The sequence below is a fragment of the Shimia sp. R11_0 genome (assembly GCF_017744035.1).
Lineage (GTDB): Bacteria > Pseudomonadota > Alphaproteobacteria > Rhodobacterales > Rhodobacteraceae > Shimia > Shimia marina.
Genome location: NZ_JAGHQY010000006.1, coordinates 213215 through 231816, shown reverse-complemented (window position 1 = coordinate 231816; position 18602 = coordinate 213215). Strand labels below are relative to the sequence as shown.

Genomic DNA, 18602 nt, shown 5'->3' with positions numbered 1-18602 from the left:
TCAGGCGGTGTGATCCACGATCTGCATGTGCTGTGCCAATGTGCCAATATGGGAGAGCCACTCAGAGACCAGCGCTTCCTCAGAGGGCGCAGCATGCACACCGGCGGCAATTTTACCATCAATCACCGCTTCAATGGCCAGCGACACTGGTATAGAGACAAGCCGCGCCATGGCGGTGCCGCGCGCATCCCCCCAGGCGTCCATCGCATAGGTCTTGTGATACACCTCTGTACCGTCTTTCTCCGCCTTCAGCGCAACACAGAGAATAACGCGGTCCGGCTCACCTTCGTCATAGGAGTTTTCCTCCCAGAACTGATCGGACATTTCTTTGAGGCGGGCATCGCCTTCAGGCCCTGAAAGGGTTTCGATCTCGGTAAACACATCGCCCCAGGCTTCGGCCCAGCCATTGAGACGCAGCGTGCCGCGCACAAAGGTATCGACCTTCCAGTTGGGGTCAAATTTGTAGTCCGCCATGAAAGGAATGCTGTCGCGGTTTGGATAAACCTCAAAGGTTTCCGCCTCCGCCAGAGGGGCCTCATAACTGCTGATCGCGTCCCAGGGACGGTTTACATCCAAGGGGGCGCCGTCGCGGATGGAGCGAGATGGGGAGCGCAGGGCTTTCAACACGCCCAGTGGCGACCAACTGAATTTGTAGCGGAACGGGTTGGCCACCTTTGGCACGCCACCGCAATAACTGATGAAGCTGAGGGTGTTGTCGGTGTCATAGGCGTCAGAGGCGCGGTAGTCGGCCACCAAAGCATGCGCCATCAGGTGGTCAATCCCCGGATCCAGCCCCACCTCGTTCACGCAGGCCACGCCAGCGGCTTTGGCTTTGGCATCCAGCGCTTTCATTTCGGGCGCAATGTAGGAAGAGCTGACGAAATGCGCGCCCTTTGCGATGCACAGTTCGGCAAGCGGCACATGCCAGTCACCCGGCAACATGGAGACCACAACGTCGCCAGACACCAGCACTGCGCCGAGGGCGTCGATGTCAAAGACGCGGATGTCTTTGGTCAGGTCGCCCACGGCCTCTTCGGCTTTGGCAATTGTGCGGTTCCAGACAGTGACCTCGCGGCCTGCTTCAAGCAGGCGGCGCAGGCCGGGAATGGCCGAGAGGCCAGTGCCACACCAGTGAATTGTCATGTCTCTAACTCCCCTCAGAGATCTTTGGAATGGGTTTTGAAATCGGCCTCAGCGCGGGTCCAGACACCGCCGCTGAGGTCATCAAGTGTCAGCAGCGTGTCCAGCAATTGCGCGGCGTAATCCTCAGAGCTTTCGACGGGCAGCATGGAGGGCAGGTTGTCAATCGCCATCACGTCCAGCACTGGCGCATCGGCCACGCGCAACGCTGGTGCGTCCCATGTGGTGGCGCGATTATAGACCGGCACGGGATTGTAATCGCTGTCCGGATCACAGGCCACATCGCCAATGGCGGTGAGCTGACGCTCTGTGGTCAAAGCCTCTTGGGGCACAAAAACCGGCGTGCCGGGGCGCGCAAAGATACAGTTCAGGAACAGATCATGCGCCAGAATTTCTGGAAACGGCCCGCCGGAGGCGGTTTCTGCCATGTCCCACTTTGTGACGGAACAGCCCATCGCTTCCAAAAGATCCGCCGCACCAGTGCCCACGCGCCCCAGCGCACCGATCACAATGGCAGAAGGCCGGTCTGTGGCCAGCGCGTCCAACTCTGCGCTAAGATCCGCCAAAAGCGCATCTTTCCCTTTATAGACTCCCACCGGCGCACAAATGGCGCCGCGGTGTTGTGCGGCCCAGGATTTCAGGGTCACAGCCGCCCCGGCATAGCCCGCCCAATAGCCAAAGGCGGCCACACGGCGACCGCTGTCATCCACCAGATATTCCAGGTCATACAATGTGCCGCCGCCTGCCTTGAAGCGCTTGAGCAAGGCCACGCCGGAATGCTGCCCTTTGAAGGCATGGCCAAACATGATGTGGCGATGCGGCAGCGGTGTGCCATCTTCCGGCAATTCCTTCAGGCCAAAGATGATCGCATCCTTGGGCGCGTCGGGCCAGCTGTTCTCTGCAGCAATGTCACAGCCCACGGCTTTGTAGCCTGCGATTGGGATCGCGCGCACGGAGCTTTCCTCAACGGTCACCCGGATGCCTTTGTCCATCAGCGCCTTTGCGCCTTCGGGTGTCAGCCCCACCCGCTCTTCATTTGGCCGCTGTTCGGCCCGTACCCACAGATGAGTCATCTCGGCTCCCCTCATAGTTGCGGCTCCATAGACCAGCCCACTGCGCCGAAAGCAAGAGGCTCCCGCCCGTCGTCTGCTTGGCACAGCCAAGCTTCCTCCCGTTGGGCCCGGCTCAGCTTTCGCTGAGCCTGTCGCGCCCGCAGGCTTCCTCTTGAGAAATATATCTCGGGGGAGCCAGCGCCCGTGATGACGGTGGCATCGCCCCCGAACACGATTTTCTGACAGGTTTTCGACTGGTGCCAAAGCGGGGGGCATGGCACAACGGAGCCACGCAAGCACAACAGGAGCGCACCATGGGTTTTGGCAAAGGATGTCACCTGCATCTGATCGACGGATCGGCCTTCATTTTTCGGGCCTATCACGCATTGCCCCCGCTGACGCGCAAATCTGACGGGCTGCCCATCGGCGCGGTGTCTGGCTTTTGCAACATGTTGCAGCGCTATATCGAGGACAACGCTGGCCCGGATGCCCCCACCCATGTCGCGGTGATCTTTGACCATTCCGGCAAAAGCTTCCGCAATGACCTGTATGATCAATATAAGGCCAATCGCCCGCCTGCGCCCGAAGATCTCAAGCCGCAGTTCCCGCTGACGCGCGACGCCACCCGTGCTTTCAACATCGCCTGCAAGGAAATCGAAGGCTTTGAAGCCGATGACATCATCGCCACACTGGCCTGTCAGGCGCGCGCCGCAGGTGGGCGTTGCACCATCATCAGTTCAGACAAAGATCTGATGCAGTTGGTGGGCGATGGGGTGGAAATGCTCGATGCCATGAAAAACAAGCGTATCGATCGCGATGGGGTGTTGGAGAAATTCGGCGTCGTGCCGGAACGTGTGGTGGATGTTCAGGCGCTGGCGGGCGATAGCGTGGACAACGTTCCCGGTGCGCCGGGGATCGGCATTAAGACCGCGGCCTTGCTGATCAATGAATATGGCTCCCTTGAAGATCTTCTGGATCGGGCCGAAGAAATCAAACAGCCCAAGCGGCGCCAGACCCTGATCGAAAAACGGGATCAGATTGAGCTGTCCAAGCAGCTTGTGCAGCTGGATTGCGACATGGCGCTGGACTTTACGCTGGATGATCTAGAAGTGCAGGATGCGGATCCGGAAACGCTTCTGGGCTTTCTGGCAGAGATGGAATTGCGCACCCTGACCAAACGCGCCGCGGACAAGCTGGGCGTAGAGGCCCCCTCTGTGCCCGAGCCCACTATGGCGGCAACGGAAGACAGCCCTGCGGCAGAAGACATCCCCTTTGATGCGGCTAAATACGAATGGGTCAAAGACCGCGCCGCGCTGGATCGCTGGATTGCTGCCATCTACAAGCGCGGCTATGTGGCGGTGGACACGGAAACCAACTCATTGGATGAGATGGTCGCCGAACTTGCCGGCATCTGCCTGAGTGTGGAGCCAGGGGAAGCCTGCTATATCCCGGTTGGCCACAAAAAGGGCGCAAGCGACGATCTGTTTGGCGGCGAAGAACTGCAAGAGGATCAGTTGCCCCTGACGGAGGTGCTGGATGCGTTGCAGCCGATGCTGGAAGATCCGGCAATCCTGAAAATCTTCCAGAATGCAAAATATGACTGCAAGGTCTTTGCCAATTACAAAATCGCCGTCACCCCGGTGGATGACACCATGCTGTTGTCGTATGCGCTGCACGCGGGAGAGCACAATCATGGCATGGATGCTCTCAGTGAGCGGTATCTCAACCACCAGCCGATCCCGATCAAAACCCTGATTGGCAGTGGCAAGAGCATGATCACCTTTGACAAGGTCGCCATCGCCGATGCGCTGCCCTATGCGGCGGAGGATGCGGATATCACGCTGCGCCTCTGGCAACTCTTCAAACCTAAGCTGCACCGCCGTCAGGTCAGCACGGTTTATGAAACCCTCGAACGGCCGCTGGTGCCTGTGCTGGCTCAGATGGAGCGCCACGGTATCAAGGTAGATCGTGACACATTGAGCCGCATGTCCAACGCCTTTGCCCAGAAAATGGCTGGGCTTGAGGCAGAAATCCATGAACTCGCCGGTCAGGAGTTCAACGTCGGGTCTCCCAAACAGCTGGGAGAGATCCTGTTTGACAAGCTGGAACTGCCCGGCGGCAAGAAAGGTAAAACCGGCGCCTATGCCACCGGTGTGGATATTCTCGAAGATCTGGCCACCGAACATGCGCTGCCTGGTCTTGTGCTGGATTGGCGTCAGCTCAGCAAGCTGAAGTCCACCTACACCGATGCGCTGCAGACCCATATCAATGCCGAGACAGGGCGTGTGCACACCTCTTATGTGCAGACCGGGGCCAACACCGGGCGATTGTCCTCCACTGATCCCAACCTGCAGAATATTCCCGTGCGCTCTGAAGAGGGGCGGCGCATCCGCGAAGCCTTTGTGGCCGAAGAAGGCAAAACCCTGATCAGCCTTGACTACTCTCAGGTGGAACTGCGCATTCTGGCCCATATTGCGGATATTGATGCCCTCAAGGAAGCCTTCCGCGATGGCCGCGACATTCACGCCATGACCGCCTCTGAGGTTTTTGGGGTGCCGCTGGACGAGATGACAAGCGAAATCCGCCGTCGCGCAAAGGCCATCAACTTTGGGGTGATCTACGGTGTCTCAGGCTTTGGACTGGCGCGCAATCTGCGTATTCCTCGCGGAGAAGCGCAGGATTTCATCAACCGCTATTTTGAGCGTTTCCCCGGCATCCGGACCTATATGGATGACACCAAGGAATTCGCCAAAACTCATGGTTACGTGCAGACACTCTTTGGCCGTAAAATCCACACGCCTGAAATCAACGCCAAAGGCCCGCGCGCGAGCTTTGCCTATCGTGCGGCCATCAATGCGCCGATTCAGGGCACTGCGGCCGATATCATCCGTCGCGCCATGATCCGTATGCCTGAGGCGATCAAGGATCTGCCGGCCAAAATGCTGTTGCAGGTACACGACGAATTGATCTTTGAGGTGGAAGACAGCGCCGTCGATGCCACAATCGCCGCCGCGCGGGAGGTGATGCAAGGGGCCACGGAACCGGCGATCAAGCTTGACGTGCCACTGATTGTGGATGCGGGGCGCGGTGCCAATTGGGCGGAGGCGCATTAAACCTACCGGCGTCATTTGGCCTTGAATATTCACTGCGCTGCACATGTCGGGCGTAGCGCAGGTTCAGGCACATATCACTTGAGCCAGCCCAACCCCTGTTCGGTGCGTTTCTTGGGTGTGTATTCGGCGCTCACCACGCCACTGTAGCCGCTTTCATCGAGCATTTTGAAAAATGCCGGGTAGTCGAGGTGCTTGCTGGCAACGGGTTCATGACGGTCCGGCAGCCCGCCGATCTGCACATGGCGCACACGGGATTTGTGCCTTTCCCAGCAGGCGATCACATCGCCATGGATGCGAAAGGCATGATAGGTGTCAAATTGCAGGGCAAGATTGGGTGCGTTGACCTCATCCAATATCTCGGCGGCCAGATCAAAATCATTGAGGAAATAGCCGGGCATATCCACATCATTGATGGGCTCAATCGTGAGCTGCTGTTTGGGGGCAAAGTCACAGGCCCATTTCAAATTCTCCACGAAGGTCTGCCGGGCCTCCGCCCCACTCGCCGCCCCAGCCATGATGTGCACAAGACGCGCGCGTAGCATTTGCGCATAGCGCAACGTGCGGCGAAAATCGCGTTGAAACCGCTCTGAGAGCCCCGGCACTGCGGCAAAGCCCCTTTCCCCCCCGGTGTAATTGGGGGGCGGGCAGTTGATCAGCTCCAGCGACAGCCCGTTGCGCAGCAGAGCGCGCTGGGTTTCCGGCCCCGGCGTATCATAGGGGAAGAGCACTTCCACCGCTTCAAATCCGGCTTCGGCAGCCGCATCATAGCGGTCCAGTTCCGGGAATTCGGCAAACAACAGTGTCAGATTGGCGGCAAATCGTGGCATATGGCTCTCCTCGACACAGGTATCCCAGCTTTCACGCCCTGCGAACAGGCTGGAATCACACCATTTTGACAGATCGGCATGGCTCCGCCGCTCCCTCGTTTTCAGTCGAGAGCCTCAGAGGGCAAAAACGGAAAGAAAGTGCCGGCTGAGGTGACGCCAAACATGCTGGTGCCCGCCACATCCTGATGCGTGCCCAGATCCACAAGTCGGTAAAAGGCCTTGCGGCTGATGCGGGCTTCAAGATTGGCACGCACGGTCACATAGGGCGCTGGCTCTTGGGTGGTCGGGTCGAACTCTACGCGGATGGGCGTGTCGGCCCCAGCGGTGACGCGGTCGCCCACATGGGTGACAAAGCTGATCATCTGATTTTTGCCACTGGCGGGCTCTGCGGTTGTAACGTCAAAATCTTCGGCCACAAAAGGCGCATCTTCCACAGTGATGCCCACTTTTTCCACAGGGGTGACAAGCACATAGCTGTCCCCGTCCTTGCGCAGGATGTTGGAAAACAGGCGCACCAATGCGGGGCGATTGATTGGACTACCCTGATAAAACCATGTGCCATCGCGCGCGATGCGCATGTCCAGATCCCCGCAATGGGGCGGGTTCCATAGATGCACAGGCGCCGGGCCTTGGCCTTTGGTGGCGGCCTTAGCGGAGGCGGCGATATTGTCTGCATCAACTTTCACAGGAAATTGTTCCCTCATTGCTTTTGCCATTTTCTCTGAGCGCGTTACTGTCAAAGTAAGCATAAAGAGGTACGGGAGTGAACCGATGTCAGATGAGGCCAATCTTGTCGCAGAAGTGGAAGCGCTGGGCCAGAAGCTGGCCGAGGCCAAATCCGCCATCACGCGCCGGTTCATAGGGCAGGAACGTGTGGTGGAGCTGACGCTTTCGGCCTTGCTCTGCGGGGGGCACGCGCTTTTGATTGGCCTGCCGGGGCTGGGCAAAACGCGGCTGGTGGACACGCTGTCCACCGTGATGGGGCTCAATGGTAACCGCGTGCAGTTCACCCCGGATCTGATGCCTGCTGATATTCTGGGCTCCGAAGTGTTGGAGAAAGGCAAAGGCGGCACGCGGGAATTTCGATTCGTGCCCGGTCCGATTTTTTGTCAGTTGCTGATGGCGGATGAGATCAACCGTGCCAGCCCGCGGACCCAATCGGCGCTTTTGCAGGCGATGCAGGAAAAACAGGTGACTGTGGCCGGCGCTGACCGCCCGCTGGATGCGCCCTTTCATGTGTTGGCCACGCAGAACCCGATTGAACAAGAGGGCACCTACCCGTTGCCAGAGGCGCAGTTGGACCGGTTTCTGGTGCAGATTGATGTGCCCTACCCGGATCGTGACACCGAACGGGATATTCTTCTGGCCACCACCGGCGTTGCCGAAGAAGAGGCCCATGAAGTGTTTGATGCCGAGGCGCTGATTGCGGCGCAGACCCTGTTGCGGCGTATGCCGGTTGGGGAAAGCGTGATGGAGCTGATACTGGATCTCGTGCGGGCCTGTCGCCCGGATGATGAAAGCGCCAGCGAGGCGGTGCGCGAAAACATCGCTTGGGGGCCGGGGCCGCGTGCGGCGCAGGCGCTCATGATGACCGTGCGCGCGCAAGCGCTGCTGCAGGGGCGCCTTGCCCCGAACGCACAGGATGTGATCGACATGGCCGGGCCTGTGTTGAGCCACCGCATGGCTTTGACCTTCGCGGCGCGGGCGCGTGGCGAATCTCTGGCCGCGCTGATTGCACAGACGGTGGCGCGGTTTGATCCCATGGGGGCCGCCGCGTGAGCAGCGCTGCGCTGCATCTGCGCAGCCGTGCGGAGGCGGAAGCGGCGCGCCTGCCGCCCCTGCTGGCACAGGCAGAGCATCTGGCGGGTACGGTCCTTTTGGGCGAACATGGCCGCAGACGCGCGGGCATGGGCGATGATTTCTGGCAATACCGCCCGGTGATGCCCGGGGACAGCCTGCGCATGATTGACTGGCGGCGTTCGGCCAAATCGGATGCGCAATTTGTGCGTCAGCGGGAATGGCAGGTCGCCCAGTCGGTCATGATGTGGGTAGACACGGCCTCGTCGATGCATTTCTCCGGAGACGCTGCCTTGCCCAGCAAGGCGGATCGCGCCCGGGTGCTGGCCATGGCGCTGGCCATTCTGCTGATCCGCAGCGGTGAACGTGTTGGTCTGACCGGCACGGATTTGCCCCCGCGCCGCGGCGAGGCGCAGATCCTGCGTCTTGCGGAAATGTTTCTGCGCGATGATCCTGCAGGTGCGGCGCTGGATGATGGCACTCCGGACTATGGCGTGCCAGAGGCGCGGGCCATGTTGCCTCATGCGCGGGCGGTGTTCCTGTCTGACTTCATGGGGGATTTTGAGGCGGTGACCGCCGCCTTGACCAAAGCGGCGGATCGCGGTGTGCGCGGGCTGTGCCTTCAGGTGTTGGACCCTGTAGAGGAAGCTTTCCCGTTCAAGGGACGGGCCATTTTTGAAAGCATGGGGGGCACGCTGCGCCATGACACCAAAAAGGCAGACGATCTGAAAACCCGCTATCTGGAGCGGTTGGCGGAGCGCCGGGCGCAGCTCAAAGATCTCTGCCGTGCAACGGGCTGGCTGTTTGGGCACCATAGCACATCGCAATCCGCCCAATCCGCGCTGCTTTGGGCGCATCGCGCGCTGGGCCAGAGCGCATGATTGCGGGGATTCCCATAGGGTTTGCCGCGCCTTGGGTGTTGGCCGCGCTGGTGGGCCTGCCGCTGCTGTGGCTGATCTTGCGCGCAATCCCCCCTGCGCCCATCCGGCGCCGGTTTCCCGGCGTGGTTTTGCTTTTGGGGCTGTCTGACGAAGACACGGTGACAGATCGCACCCCCTGGTGGTTGCTGCTGCTGCGCAGCCTTGCTCTGGCCGCGGTGATCGTAGGGCTGGCGGGGCCTCTGCTCAATCCTCAGACGCGCACGGCAAGCGATGCCCCCTTGTTGATTGTGCTGGATGCGGGCTGGGCCTCAGCGCCGGACTGGCGCGCCCGTCAGGAGATGGTGACAGCCCTGCTTGAGGAAGCCGCACGAGAGGGGCGTTTGGCTGCGGTGCAGCGTTTGAGCGCGCCTGATCCTTTGCGGCCTTTGCAGTTCGCGCCGGCGGATGCGGTGCAGTCCCGGCTTGCAGGTGTGCTGCCCATGGCATGGCGCGCCGATACAGAGATGACAGCGGCCTTCGCACAAGCGCTTGGAGAGGAGATGTTTGACACGGTCTGGCTCTCCGATGGGCTGGCCAGCGACGGGCGCGCGGCGCTTCTGGAGGCCTTGCAGGCACGTGGTTCTGTGCGGGTGGTGGAAACCGGTCTTGGCACTGTGGCTTTGATGCCGCCAAGCTATGCGGAGGGGCGTTTGACCTTGCGCGCACGGCGTAGCGTTGCGGGCATTGATCAGGAGGTCACCGTGCAAGCGATTGGCAGCGATCCGGGCGGTGCCGAGCGGGTGCTGGCCACGGTGCCGCTGCGCTTTGAGCAAGGCGCGCAGTCAGCCGAAAATGCCCTTGTCTTGCCTAGCGAGCTGCGCGCGCGGCTGACGCGGTTCGAGGTTGCGGGCCTGCGATCGGCGGGTGCGGTGGCGCTGAGCGATGATCGGCTGCGGCGGCGGGAAGTGGCGCTGATTGCGGGGCGCGAGGACCGTGAAGGTCTGCAATTATTGTCCCCGCTGCACTACCTGCGTCAGGCGCTTGTACCGACGGCGGATGTGATTGAAGGCGCGTTGATGGACATTCTTCCCGCCAATCCGGATGTGATTGTGCTTGCTGATGTGGCGGTGCTTTCAGAGGGTGAGAGCGCTGCGGTTCTGGCGTGGCTTGAAGGGGGCGGCGTGCTGTTGCGCTTTGCCGGGCCCGCACTTGCCGCCAGTGAGGTGAGCCGCACCACCGAAGACCCGCTCTTGCCGGTGCGACTGCGTGCCGGTGGGCGCAGCGTGGGCGGCGCGATGAGCTGGGGGGAGCCCAAAGCACTTGCGCCCTTCCCACAGGACAGCCCATTCTTTGGCCTCACAGTGCCCGAAGATGTGACCGTTACCGCACAGGTGATGGCCCAGCCGGATCCCACCCTGGCGGATCGGGTGATCGCCAGCCTGAGCGATGGTACGCCTCTGGTGACACGCAAAGCGGTCGGAGACGGGCAGGTGGTCTTGATGCATGTCACCGCCAATGCGCAATGGTCTGGCCTGCCGCTGTCAGGGCTGTTTGTTCAGATGCTGGACCGGCTGGCTGTGCTGAGTGCGGCCGGGCAGGGCAGCGGGCCGGAAGCGGCCGCACAGCTGGCGGGCACCACTTGGCAACCAGTAAAGGTGCTTGATGGGTTTGGGCGCTTGCAGGATGCACAGACATTGCCGGGCGTTGCCGGAGAGCGTCTGGCAACAGGGAATGTGGGGCCGCAAATGCCACCGGGGCTTTATCAGACCGCAGATAAGGCGCTGGCGCTGCCGGTGGTGGACGAAGACACCGCGCTTACGCCCGCCCGCTGGCCCGCTTCGGTTCCGGTAGAAGGGCTGCGCGGGGCGGTGACCACCGATCTTTCGGGATATTTTCTGGCCGGCGCGCTCTGCCTTTTGGCTTTGGATGTGCTGGCCTCTCTCTGGGTGTCTGGCCGCCTGTGGTCGACACGCGTGGTGGCGCTGGCGGGGGCAGCGGTGCTCTCCATGATGCTGATGTCGCCTGAGCTACAGGCACAGAGCAGTCTGCCAACGCCAGAGGCGCGCGCGCCACAACAGGCCCCAGCGAAGGCGGGCAACAGCCGCGAGGTGGTCTTGGGGCATATACGCACCGGCAATTCAGCGGTAGATGACATTGCTCAAGCGGGCCTGCGCGGACTTAGCAATGTGCTCTATTTTCGCACCTCCATTGAGCCCGCCGCGCCGGAGTCCGTGGATCTTGAAACTGATGAGTTGGCCTTTTATCCGTTGCTCTACTGGCCGATCACGCCAGATCAGCCAAGCCCGTCGCGCGAGGCCTATGCGAAGCTCAACGCCTATCTGCGCTCCGGTGGCATGATCCTGTTTGACACAAGAGATGCGGATGTGGCGGGCTTTGGTGCCTCGAGTCCGACTGGGCGTAAATTGCAGCGGCTGGCGGCCGGGCTGGATATCCCGGCGCTGGAACCCTTGCCGCAGGATCATGTGCTGACACGTACCTTCTACCTGTTGCAGGATTTTCCGGGCCGCTACATGAGCCGGGATGTCTGGGTTGAAGCGGCCCCGCCAGATGCGGAGCAGGTCGAAGGCATGCCATTTCGCAATCTCAATGATGGGGTCACCCCGGTGGTGATCGGCGGCAATGACTGGGCGGCAGCATGGGCGGTGGATCGTCGCGGCAATACGCTGTTTCCCGTTGGGCGCGGCCGTGCCGGAGAACGACAGAGAGAGCTGGCCTACCGGTTTGGGGTGAATCTGATCATGCATGTGCTGACAGGAAACTACAAAAGCGATCAGGTGCATGTGCCTGCTTTGCTGGATCGGTTGGGGCAATGATCGCATCTGTGGTGTTTGATCCGATTGTGCCGCTTTGGCTGTTGATTGCGCTGGCGGCGTTGTCCCTGTTGGCCATGTCTGTGGCGCTTTGGCGGGGGCTGACCGGCTGGGTCTGGCGTGGGCTGGCCGCATGTGTGGTGCTTGTCGCGTTGGCGGGGCCGGTGTGGCAGACGGAAAACCGCGCTGCCCTCAATGACATTGTGCTGATGCTGGAGGATCGCTCCGCCAGCCAGTCGCTCTCTGATCGTGGCGCACAGACCACGGTGGCGGCAGAGACGCTGGCCGCGCGGCTGGCGGCGCGCCCCAATACCGAACTGCGCCGCATTGTGGTCCGTGACGGCACCGGCGGCAGCGTGGCCGATGATGGTGGCACAGAAATGATGGCCGCGCTTTCAGAGGCTTTGGCGCAGGAGCCACGCGGCCGGATTGCGGGCATTGTCGCGCTCAGTGACGGGCAGGTGCATGATGCCGAACGCGTACCGGATCTGCCTGCGCCCTTCCATCTGTTGCTCACCGGGCGCGAGGGAGATTGGGATCGTCGTCTCACCATTCGCAATGCGCCCGCTTTTGCCATTCTCGGAGAGCCGGTCACCCTGACCCTGCGCATTGAAGACAGCGGCGCGGCCCCCGCGGATGTGGATCGTGTGGCGCTGGATATTGCCATTGACGGGCAGGAACCACAGCGCTTTGCCGTGCCGGTGGGGCGTGACATTGAGCTGCCGGTGACGCTGCCCCATGGCGGGCGCAACGTGATCCAGTTTTCCGTGCCAGAGGCCGAAGGAGAATTGACCGACCGCAACAACGCCGCGCTGGTGCAGATCAACGGTGTGCGCGATCGCCTGCGCGTACTTCTGGTTTCTGGGGAGCCGCATCCGGGCGGGCGGACATGGCGCAATCTGCTCAAATCTGACGCCTCGGTGGATCTGGTGCATTTCACCATCCTGCGCCCGCCAGAAAAACAGGATGGCGTGCCGGTGAGTGAGCTGTCGCTGATCGCTTTCCCCACCCGGGAGCTGTTTCTGGAGAAGATCGACGATTTTGATCTGATCATTTTTGATCGCTACCAACGGCGCGGCATTCTGCCCTCGCTCTATCTGGAAAACGTTGCAAATTATGTGCGTAAAGGCGGGGCTGTGCTGGTGGCGGCGGGGCCGGATTATGCCGGCGCCGACAGTATTTATCGCAGCCCCTTGGCCGAGGTCCTTCCTGCCAGTCCAACCGCGCGGGTGGTGGATGAGGCTTTTGTGCCGGAGGTCAGCCCGCTTGGCGCACGCCACCCGGTCACTGCCGGGTTGCCGCAACAGGACACATGGGGTCGTTGGCTGCGCCAGATCGAAGTGACCCCGGATGCGGGTGATGTTCTGATGACAGGGGCGGAGGGACGTCCACTTCTGGTTTTGAACCGGGTCGAGGAAGGCCGGGTGGCTTTGCTGGCCTCTGATCACGCTTGGCTCTGGGCGCGCGGTTTTGAAGGCGGAGGCCCTCAGTTGGAATTGCTGCGGCGGCTGGCCCATTGGATGATGGGAGAACCTGAGCTGGAAGAAGAGGCGCTCTGGGCAGAGCCAACGGGGCAGCGCCTGCGCATTATCCGGCGCAGCCTTGCGGCGGAGGTCGGCGCGGTGACGGTGACCACCCCCTCTGGCGAAACGGTGGAGGTGCCCCTTCAGGAACAGCATCCGGGACATTTTGAGGCTGTCTATGACGGTGCGGAGATCGGTCTCTATCGTTTGCGTCAAGGGGATCAGGAAACGGTGGTGGGGCTGGGTCCCGCCGCGCCGCGTGAATTTGAACAGACCGTGGCCAGTGCCGAGCCGCTTGCACCATTGCAGGAAGTCACACGCGGCGGGGTGCTGCGTCTCGAAGAGGGCGTGCCGGGGCTGCGCAACGTGCGCGCCGGGCGCCCGGCGGCGGGGCGGAGCTGGATTGGTCTGACCCCCAGAGAGGCCTATGAAACATTGGATGTGGCACGGATGCCCTTGCTGCCGGGCTGGCTGGTTCTGTTGCTGGCGACCGGGTTCCTGCTCACGGGGTGGCTGCGCGAAGGGCGGCGCTGATTTGCTTTCTGCTTCGGCGGGCAGCACATCGTTCACCACTTCCCAGTCCTCTGAGCAAAGTTTCACAAAACCGGTTCCTTCGCCGCCACGGCCCATGTAGAACGCACGAGAGTGACAGTTGGAGCAGACAGATTATGGCATCCCCCCTTCCTTCCAAGCCCGTTGTTTTGTGTATTCTGGACGGCTGGGGCCTGTCTGATGCCACCGAGGCCAATGCGCCTTACCTTGCCAAGACTCCGCATTTTGATGCCATGATGGCTGATGGTCCCAATGCCACGCTGATCACCCATGGCCCGGATGTCGGCCTGCCAAGCGGGCAGATGGGCAACTCGGAAGTGGGCCATACCAATATCGGCGCGGGCCGGGTTGTGGCGATGGATCTGGGGCAGATTGATCTGGCCATCGAAGACGGATCGTTTTTTGACAATGAGACACTTGTCGCCTTCATTTCCAAGCTGAAGGAAACCGGCGGCACCGCCCATCTGATGGGGGTTGTTTCCGATGGGGGCGTGCATGGGCACATCACCCATGTGCTCGCCGCGATCAAGGCCATCGCGGATGCCGGTGTGCCGGTCGTGCTACATGCCATCACAGATGGGCGTGACGTGGCCCCCAAATCCGCGCTTGGCTATTTTGAAACACTGCTGTCTCAGATCCCCGAGGGGGCCTCTGTTGGTACGGTGACCGGACGATATTACGCCATGGACCGGGACAATCGGTGGGAGCGTGTGTCGCAAGCCTACACGGCCTGGACCAAAGCCGATGGTGTGCAGCGCGCCACAAACGCCACAGCGGCGATTGAAGCGGCTTATGCGCGTGAGGAAAGCGATGAGTTCATCGCGGCCACTGTGATCGGCGATTATGCTGGGGCCAATGACGGAGACGGGTTTTTCTGTCTGAACTTCCGTGCCGACCGGGCCCGCGAAATCCTCGCTGCATTGGCGCAGCCGGGTTTTGACGCGTTTGACGTCACCGGACGTCCGGCTTGGGCCGCCGTTCTGGGCATGGTCGATTACTCCGATGCGCATAATCAGTATATGACCACGGCCTATCCGAAGCAGGAGATCGTCAACACGCTGGGCGAATGGGTCGCCAAACAGGGCAAGACCCAGTTCCGTCTGGCCGAAACAGAAAAATATCCGCATGTCACTTTCTTTCTGAACGGTGGAGAAGAGACGCCTTCACAAGGCGAAGACCGCTTTATGCCTCTCTCGCCCAAAGTGGCGACCTATGACCTTCAGCCTGAAATGAGCGCCGATGAGGTCACCGAGAAATTCGTGGCCGCGATTGAGCAGGGCTATGATCTGATCGTGACCAACTATGCCAACCCCGACATGGTCGGTCACACCGGTAGTCTTGAGGCCGCAATGGCCGCCTGTGAGGCGGTGGATCGCGGGCTGGGGCAGGTGCGCACCGCGCTTGAGAAGGTGGGCGGCACCATGATTGTCACCGCAGATCACGGCAATTGCGAAGTGATGGTGGATCCGCAAACCGGCGGGCCACATACGGCTCACACCACCAATCTGGTGCCTGTGGTGCTGGTGAATGGCCCAGAAGGCGCCACCCTGCGCGCCGGGCGTCTGGCGGATTTGGCTCCGACATTATTGCAGCTCATGGGGCTGGCGCAGCCTGCCGAAATGACCGGTGAGAGCCTGATCGCTTGAACAGGGTGCGCGGCCATATTCTGGCGCTGCTGATGGCCTGCACCCTCAGCGGTCCTGCCATGGCGCAGACCGACCCGGCCGAGGCCGCGCGGCTTGCGGCCGATCAATTGGAAGCGGCGTCTGTTGCATTGGCGCGGGCCTCCAGCAGCCGCGATCAGGTGAAGTCTCTGACCGGGGTGGTACATGCCTATGAGGAAGGGCTGACCGCGCTGCGCGCCGGGCTGCGCCGGGCCTCGATCCGCGAAGCGCAGCTGTCCAAACAACTCAAGGCGCAAGAGGCCGAAATCGCACGGCTTTTGGGCGTGTTGCAGAATATGAGCACCGGCCCCGCCGAAGTGATCATGGTGCACCCCGGCGGCCCGATGGGAACGGCGCGTTCGGGGATGATCTTGGCCGATGTCACCCCTGCACTGGAACGCAAGGCGGCACAGCTGCGCCGGGATCTTGAAGAGGTCACCATCCTGCGCAGCCTGCAGGAAGGCGCGGCAGAGACATTGCAGCAGGGGTTGGCCGGGGCACAGGATGCGCGCACTGCGCTCAGCAAGGCCATCGCTGATCGGGTGGACCCGCCGCGTCGTTTTTCTGAGGATCCGGTGCAAACCGCCTTGCTGATTGCCTCCACCGAAACCCTAGAAGGGTTCGCCAGTGCGCTGGTCGATCTTCAGGTCGAAGGCCTTGAAGATATCGCCTTGCCGGATGTGACCACGCGCAAGGGCACATTGCCGCTGCCAGTGGCGGCAACCGTGCTGCGTGCCGCAGGCGAAGCAGATGCCGCAGGCATCCGGCGCCCGGGCATTGTGCTGGCCACACGTCCCAATGCGCTGGTCGTCACCCCGACACCGGCAACCATTCGCTATCGCGGACCTTTGCTGGATTTCGGCAATGTGATGATCCTTGAGCCGCAACCGGGTGTATTGTTCATATTGGCCGGGTTGGCGCAGGTCTATGGCGATGTCGGTGAAGTGCTTGCCGAAGGCGCGCCCGTGGGGTTGATGGGAGGAAATGCGCTGGAAAGCGGCGCTATTCTCTCACAGTCTGGTGAAGGCTCTGGCAATGGGCGCACAGAAACGCTCTATATAGAGATCAGAGAGGGCAAATCGCCCGTGGACCCGGCAACGTGGTTCCAAGTGAATGAGGATGGATAAGCAATGAAGAAATTCGTCGCCGCCGCTGCGGGAGGCATCGTGGCCGGGCTTTTGGTCACCACCCAGGTGGCCGGGCCGCTTTTGGCTCAGGAAAGCGAGCGCAAGACCAATGTCTATGAACAGCTTGATCTGTTTGGCGACATCTTTGAGCGGATCCGCATTCAATATGTCGAAGAAGTTGATGAGGGTGACCTGATCGAGGCGGCCATCAACGGCATGCTGACCTCGTTGGATCCGCACTCCAGCTATCTGTCGCCGGATGATGCGGATGACATGCGGGTGCAGACGCGGGGCGAATTTGGCGGGCTTGGGATTGAGGTCACTCAGGAAGAGGGCTTCGTGAAAGTTGTCTCCCCGATTGATGATACGCCGGCCGATGCCGCAGGGATCGAAGCGGGCGATTACATCACCCATGTGGATGGCGAAAGCGTGCTGGGGCTTAATCTTGATGAAGCGGTGGAAAAGATGCGCGGCCCTGTGGGCAGCGAGATCGTGATCACCGTGGTGCGCGAAGGCGAGCCAGAGCCGTTTGACGTCACCATCATCCGCGACACCATCAAGCTGACCGCCGTGCGCTCCCGCACCGAAGGCGACAGCGTCGTGCTGCGTGTGACCACCTTCAACGATCAGACCACGCCAAACCTCGAAGCAGGCTTTGCCGAACAGGTCGAGGCGCTGGGCGGTCTGGACAATGTGAATGGCATCGTCCTTGACCTGCGCAACAACCCCGGCGGTCTGCTGACACAGGCGATAACCGTGTCTGACAGTTTCCTTGAGAAAGGCGAGATCGTCTCCACACGTGGCCGCAACCCGCAGGACGGCGAGCGTTATAACGCCACGCCGGGCGATCTGGCCGAAGGCAAGCCGATTGTTGTGCTGATCAACGGTGGCTCCGCCTCTGCCTCCGAGATTGTGGCCGGCGCGCTTCAGGATCACCGCCGCGCAATTGTCGTGGGCACCAAGAGCTTTGGCAAAGGGTCTGTACAGACCGTGATGCCATTGCGGGGCGATGGGGCGATGCGCCTGACCACGGCGCGCTATTACACGCCATCTGGGCGCTCCATTCAGGCGCTGGGCGTCAGCCCGGACATCGTTGTGGAACAACCGCGCCGTCAGCCTGAAGAGGAAGCCGCGGAGGAAGAAACCAACCGCTTCTCCCGTTCTGAAGCGGATCTGCGTGGCAGTCTCAACAATGACAGTCTGACAGAGGATGAAATCCGCCAGATTGAGGAAGACCGCACCAAAGCAGAAGAGGCTGCAAAACTGCGCGAAGAGGATTATCAGCTCGCCTATGCGCTGGATATTCTCAAAGGTCTCTCCGCATTGGGCCCCAAAGAGTAAGCCTCTTAGATCAGTGTTCTGCAAAGGCGCCCTACGGGGCGCCTTTTTTGTTGGGAGGCGCTTTGGCGGTAGACCTATGAGAGCGGCAGCAAATAAGCGATTCAGCTCAGACGCAAACTGCTATAGGACAGAAACATCGCCTTTGAGAGGAGTCTGAAGCATGACCGAGCAAGAGATCGAACAACTGCCCTATCGCAAAAACGTGGGTGTGATGCTTGTGAATGGCGCGGGCCATGTCTTTGTCGGTCAGCGCATCGACAGTCAGACGCCCGCTTGGCAGATGCCGCAGGGCGGTATCGACAAAGGCGAAGAGCCCCGCGTGGCGGCCTTGCGTGAGTTGGAAGAGGAAACCGGCGTTTCCGCAGATCTGGTCACCATTGAGGCAGAGACAGAGGGCTGGATTGCCTATGATCTTCCACGCGAAATTCAGGCCAAGATCTGGAAAGGCAAATATCGCGGTCAAAAGCAGAAATGGTATCTGATGCGCTTTCACGGCACCGATGATCAGGTCACCATCGAGGTGGAGCACCAAGAGTTTTCCAAATGGCGCTGGCTTCCAGTGGACCAGCTTGTGGACAATATCGTCCCCTTCAAACGCGCCGTCTATGAAGAGGTTGTCGCGGCCTTTGGTAACAAGGTTTGAACGGGCTTAGCGGCGCCTGTTGCGGCTCAGTTTTACGAGCATGTCCTGAGGTCACCGCAGGGCCTTAAAGAAATGGCAGGGAGTTTGGCTATATTCCTTAACGTCATACGCAAATCCAAGAGCCGCCTTGGG

At 61.0% G+C, this 18602-nt stretch carries 13 protein-coding genes; 9 read left to right on the top strand and 4 right to left on the bottom strand.

The features are described from left to right. Together J7382_RS14375 and J7382_RS14370 are read right to left on the bottom strand one after the other, a co-directional pair. Complete coding sequence (locus J7382_RS14375) at positions 1-1143, bottom strand: saccharopine dehydrogenase C-terminal domain-containing protein (protein ID WP_209069713.1); 1143 nt, start codon at positions 1141-1143, stop codon at positions 1-3. Between the two features lie 14 nt (positions 1144-1157). Continuing rightward, positions 1158-2213 carry a saccharopine dehydrogenase gene (locus J7382_RS14370; protein WP_209069712.1) on the bottom strand — a complete coding sequence of 352 codons (1056 nt, stop codon included), beginning with the start codon at positions 2211-2213 and terminating at the stop codon, positions 1158-1160. A gap of 293 nt (positions 2214-2506) precedes the next feature. On the opposite strand from J7382_RS14370, the gene polA reads away from it, so the two are divergent. Next, positions 2507-5305, top strand: coding sequence for a DNA polymerase I (gene polA / locus J7382_RS14365; RefSeq protein WP_209069711.1), 2799 nt, complete (start codon positions 2507-2509; stop codon positions 5303-5305). 74 nt (positions 5306-5379) lie between these two features. On the opposite strand, the gene J7382_RS14360 is transcribed toward polA, so the two are convergent. Further along, complete coding sequence (locus tag J7382_RS14360; protein ID WP_209069710.1) at positions 5380-6132, bottom strand: TIM barrel protein; 753 nt, start codon at positions 6130-6132, stop codon at positions 5380-5382. Positions 6133-6233: 101 nt separating this feature from the next. Then, on the bottom strand, positions 6234-6836 hold the full coding sequence (locus J7382_RS14355; protein ID WP_209069709.1) for a DUF1285 domain-containing protein: 603 nt from the start codon (positions 6834-6836) through the stop codon (positions 6234-6236). 67 nt (positions 6837-6903) lie between these two features. Here J7382_RS14355 and J7382_RS14350 point away from each other — a divergent pair, with 67 nt between their 5' ends. From J7382_RS14350 to J7382_RS14315, 8 genes are all read left to right on the top strand, one after another. Next, positions 6904-7911 (top strand): MoxR family ATPase, encoded by a 1008-nt coding sequence (locus J7382_RS14350; protein WP_209069708.1) that lies wholly within the window; start codon positions 6904-6906, stop codon positions 7909-7911. After that, the gene (locus J7382_RS14345) at positions 7908-8810 is read left to right on the top strand and encodes a DUF58 domain-containing protein (RefSeq protein WP_209069707.1); all 903 of its coding nucleotides are present in this window, start codon (positions 7908-7910) and stop codon (positions 8808-8810) included. Before J7382_RS14350 ends, J7382_RS14345 begins: the two co-directional genes overlap by 4 nt. After that, positions 8807-11623 (top strand): DUF4159 domain-containing protein, encoded by a 2817-nt coding sequence (locus tag J7382_RS14340; protein WP_209069706.1) that lies wholly within the window; start codon positions 8807-8809, stop codon positions 11621-11623. Before J7382_RS14345 ends, J7382_RS14340 begins: the two co-directional genes overlap by 4 nt. Continuing rightward, a complete protein-coding gene (locus tag J7382_RS14335; protein WP_209069705.1) occupies positions 11620-13677 on the top strand; it encodes a hypothetical protein in 2058 nt (685 codons plus the stop codon). The genes J7382_RS14340 and J7382_RS14335 overlap by 4 nt, the downstream gene beginning before the upstream one ends. A 134-nt stretch (positions 13678-13811) precedes the next feature. Continuing rightward, positions 13812-15341, top strand: a complete 1530-nt coding sequence (gpmI, locus tag J7382_RS14330; RefSeq protein WP_209069704.1) for a 2,3-bisphosphoglycerate-independent phosphoglycerate mutase — start codon at positions 13812-13814, stop codon at positions 15339-15341. A 32-nt stretch (positions 15342-15373) separates the two neighbouring features. After that, positions 15374-16486 (top strand): peptidase M23, encoded by a 1113-nt coding sequence (locus tag J7382_RS14325; protein ID WP_209069749.1) that lies wholly within the window; start codon positions 15374-15376, stop codon positions 16484-16486. Positions 16487-16489: 3 nt separating this feature from the next. Further along, positions 16490-17827 carry a S41 family peptidase gene (locus J7382_RS14320; RefSeq protein ID WP_058238524.1) on the top strand — a complete coding sequence of 446 codons (1338 nt, stop codon included), beginning with the start codon at positions 16490-16492 and terminating at the stop codon, positions 17825-17827. Positions 17828-17987: 160 nt separating this feature from the next. Beyond that, positions 17988-18470 carry an RNA pyrophosphohydrolase gene (locus J7382_RS14315; RefSeq protein ID WP_058238523.1) on the top strand — a complete coding sequence of 161 codons (483 nt, stop codon included), beginning with the start codon at positions 17988-17990 and terminating at the stop codon, positions 18468-18470. Positions 18471-18602: the final 132 nt, after the last annotated feature.

What these genes read in the sequence shown, in the direction of transcription:
- J7382_RS14375 (WP_209069713.1), bottom strand. Translation starts at nt 1,143, where the DNA reads ATGACAATTCACTGGTGTGGCACTGGCCTCTCGGCCATTCCCGGCCTG.
- J7382_RS14370 (WP_209069712.1), bottom strand. Translation starts at nt 2,213, where the DNA reads ATGACTCATCTGTGGGTACGGGCCGAACAGCGGCCAAATGAAGAGCGG.
- polA (WP_209069711.1), top strand. Translation starts at nt 2,507, where the DNA reads ATGGGTTTTGGCAAAGGATGTCACCTGCATCTGATCGACGGATCGGCC.
- J7382_RS14360 (WP_209069710.1), bottom strand. Translation starts at nt 6,132, where the DNA reads ATGCCACGATTTGCCGCCAATCTGACACTGTTGTTTGCCGAATTCCCG.
- J7382_RS14355 (WP_209069709.1), bottom strand. Translation starts at nt 6,836, where the DNA reads ATGAGGGAACAATTTCCTGTGAAAGTTGATGCAGACAATATCGCCGCC.
- J7382_RS14350 (WP_209069708.1), top strand. Translation starts at nt 6,904, where the DNA reads ATGTCAGATGAGGCCAATCTTGTCGCAGAAGTGGAAGCGCTGGGCCAG.
- J7382_RS14340 (WP_209069706.1), top strand. Translation starts at nt 8,807, where the DNA reads ATGATTGCGGGGATTCCCATAGGGTTTGCCGCGCCTTGGGTGTTGGCC.
- J7382_RS14335 (WP_209069705.1), top strand. Translation starts at nt 11,620, where the DNA reads ATGATCGCATCTGTGGTGTTTGATCCGATTGTGCCGCTTTGGCTGTTG.
- gpmI (WP_209069704.1), top strand. Translation starts at nt 13,812, where the DNA reads ATGGCATCCCCCCTTCCTTCCAAGCCCGTTGTTTTGTGTATTCTGGAC.
- J7382_RS14325 (WP_209069749.1), top strand. Translation starts at nt 15,374, where the DNA reads ATGGCCTGCACCCTCAGCGGTCCTGCCATGGCGCAGACCGACCCGGCC.
- J7382_RS14320 (WP_058238524.1), top strand. Translation starts at nt 16,490, where the DNA reads ATGAAGAAATTCGTCGCCGCCGCTGCGGGAGGCATCGTGGCCGGGCTT.
- J7382_RS14315 (WP_058238523.1), top strand. Translation starts at nt 17,988, where the DNA reads ATGACCGAGCAAGAGATCGAACAACTGCCCTATCGCAAAAACGTGGGT.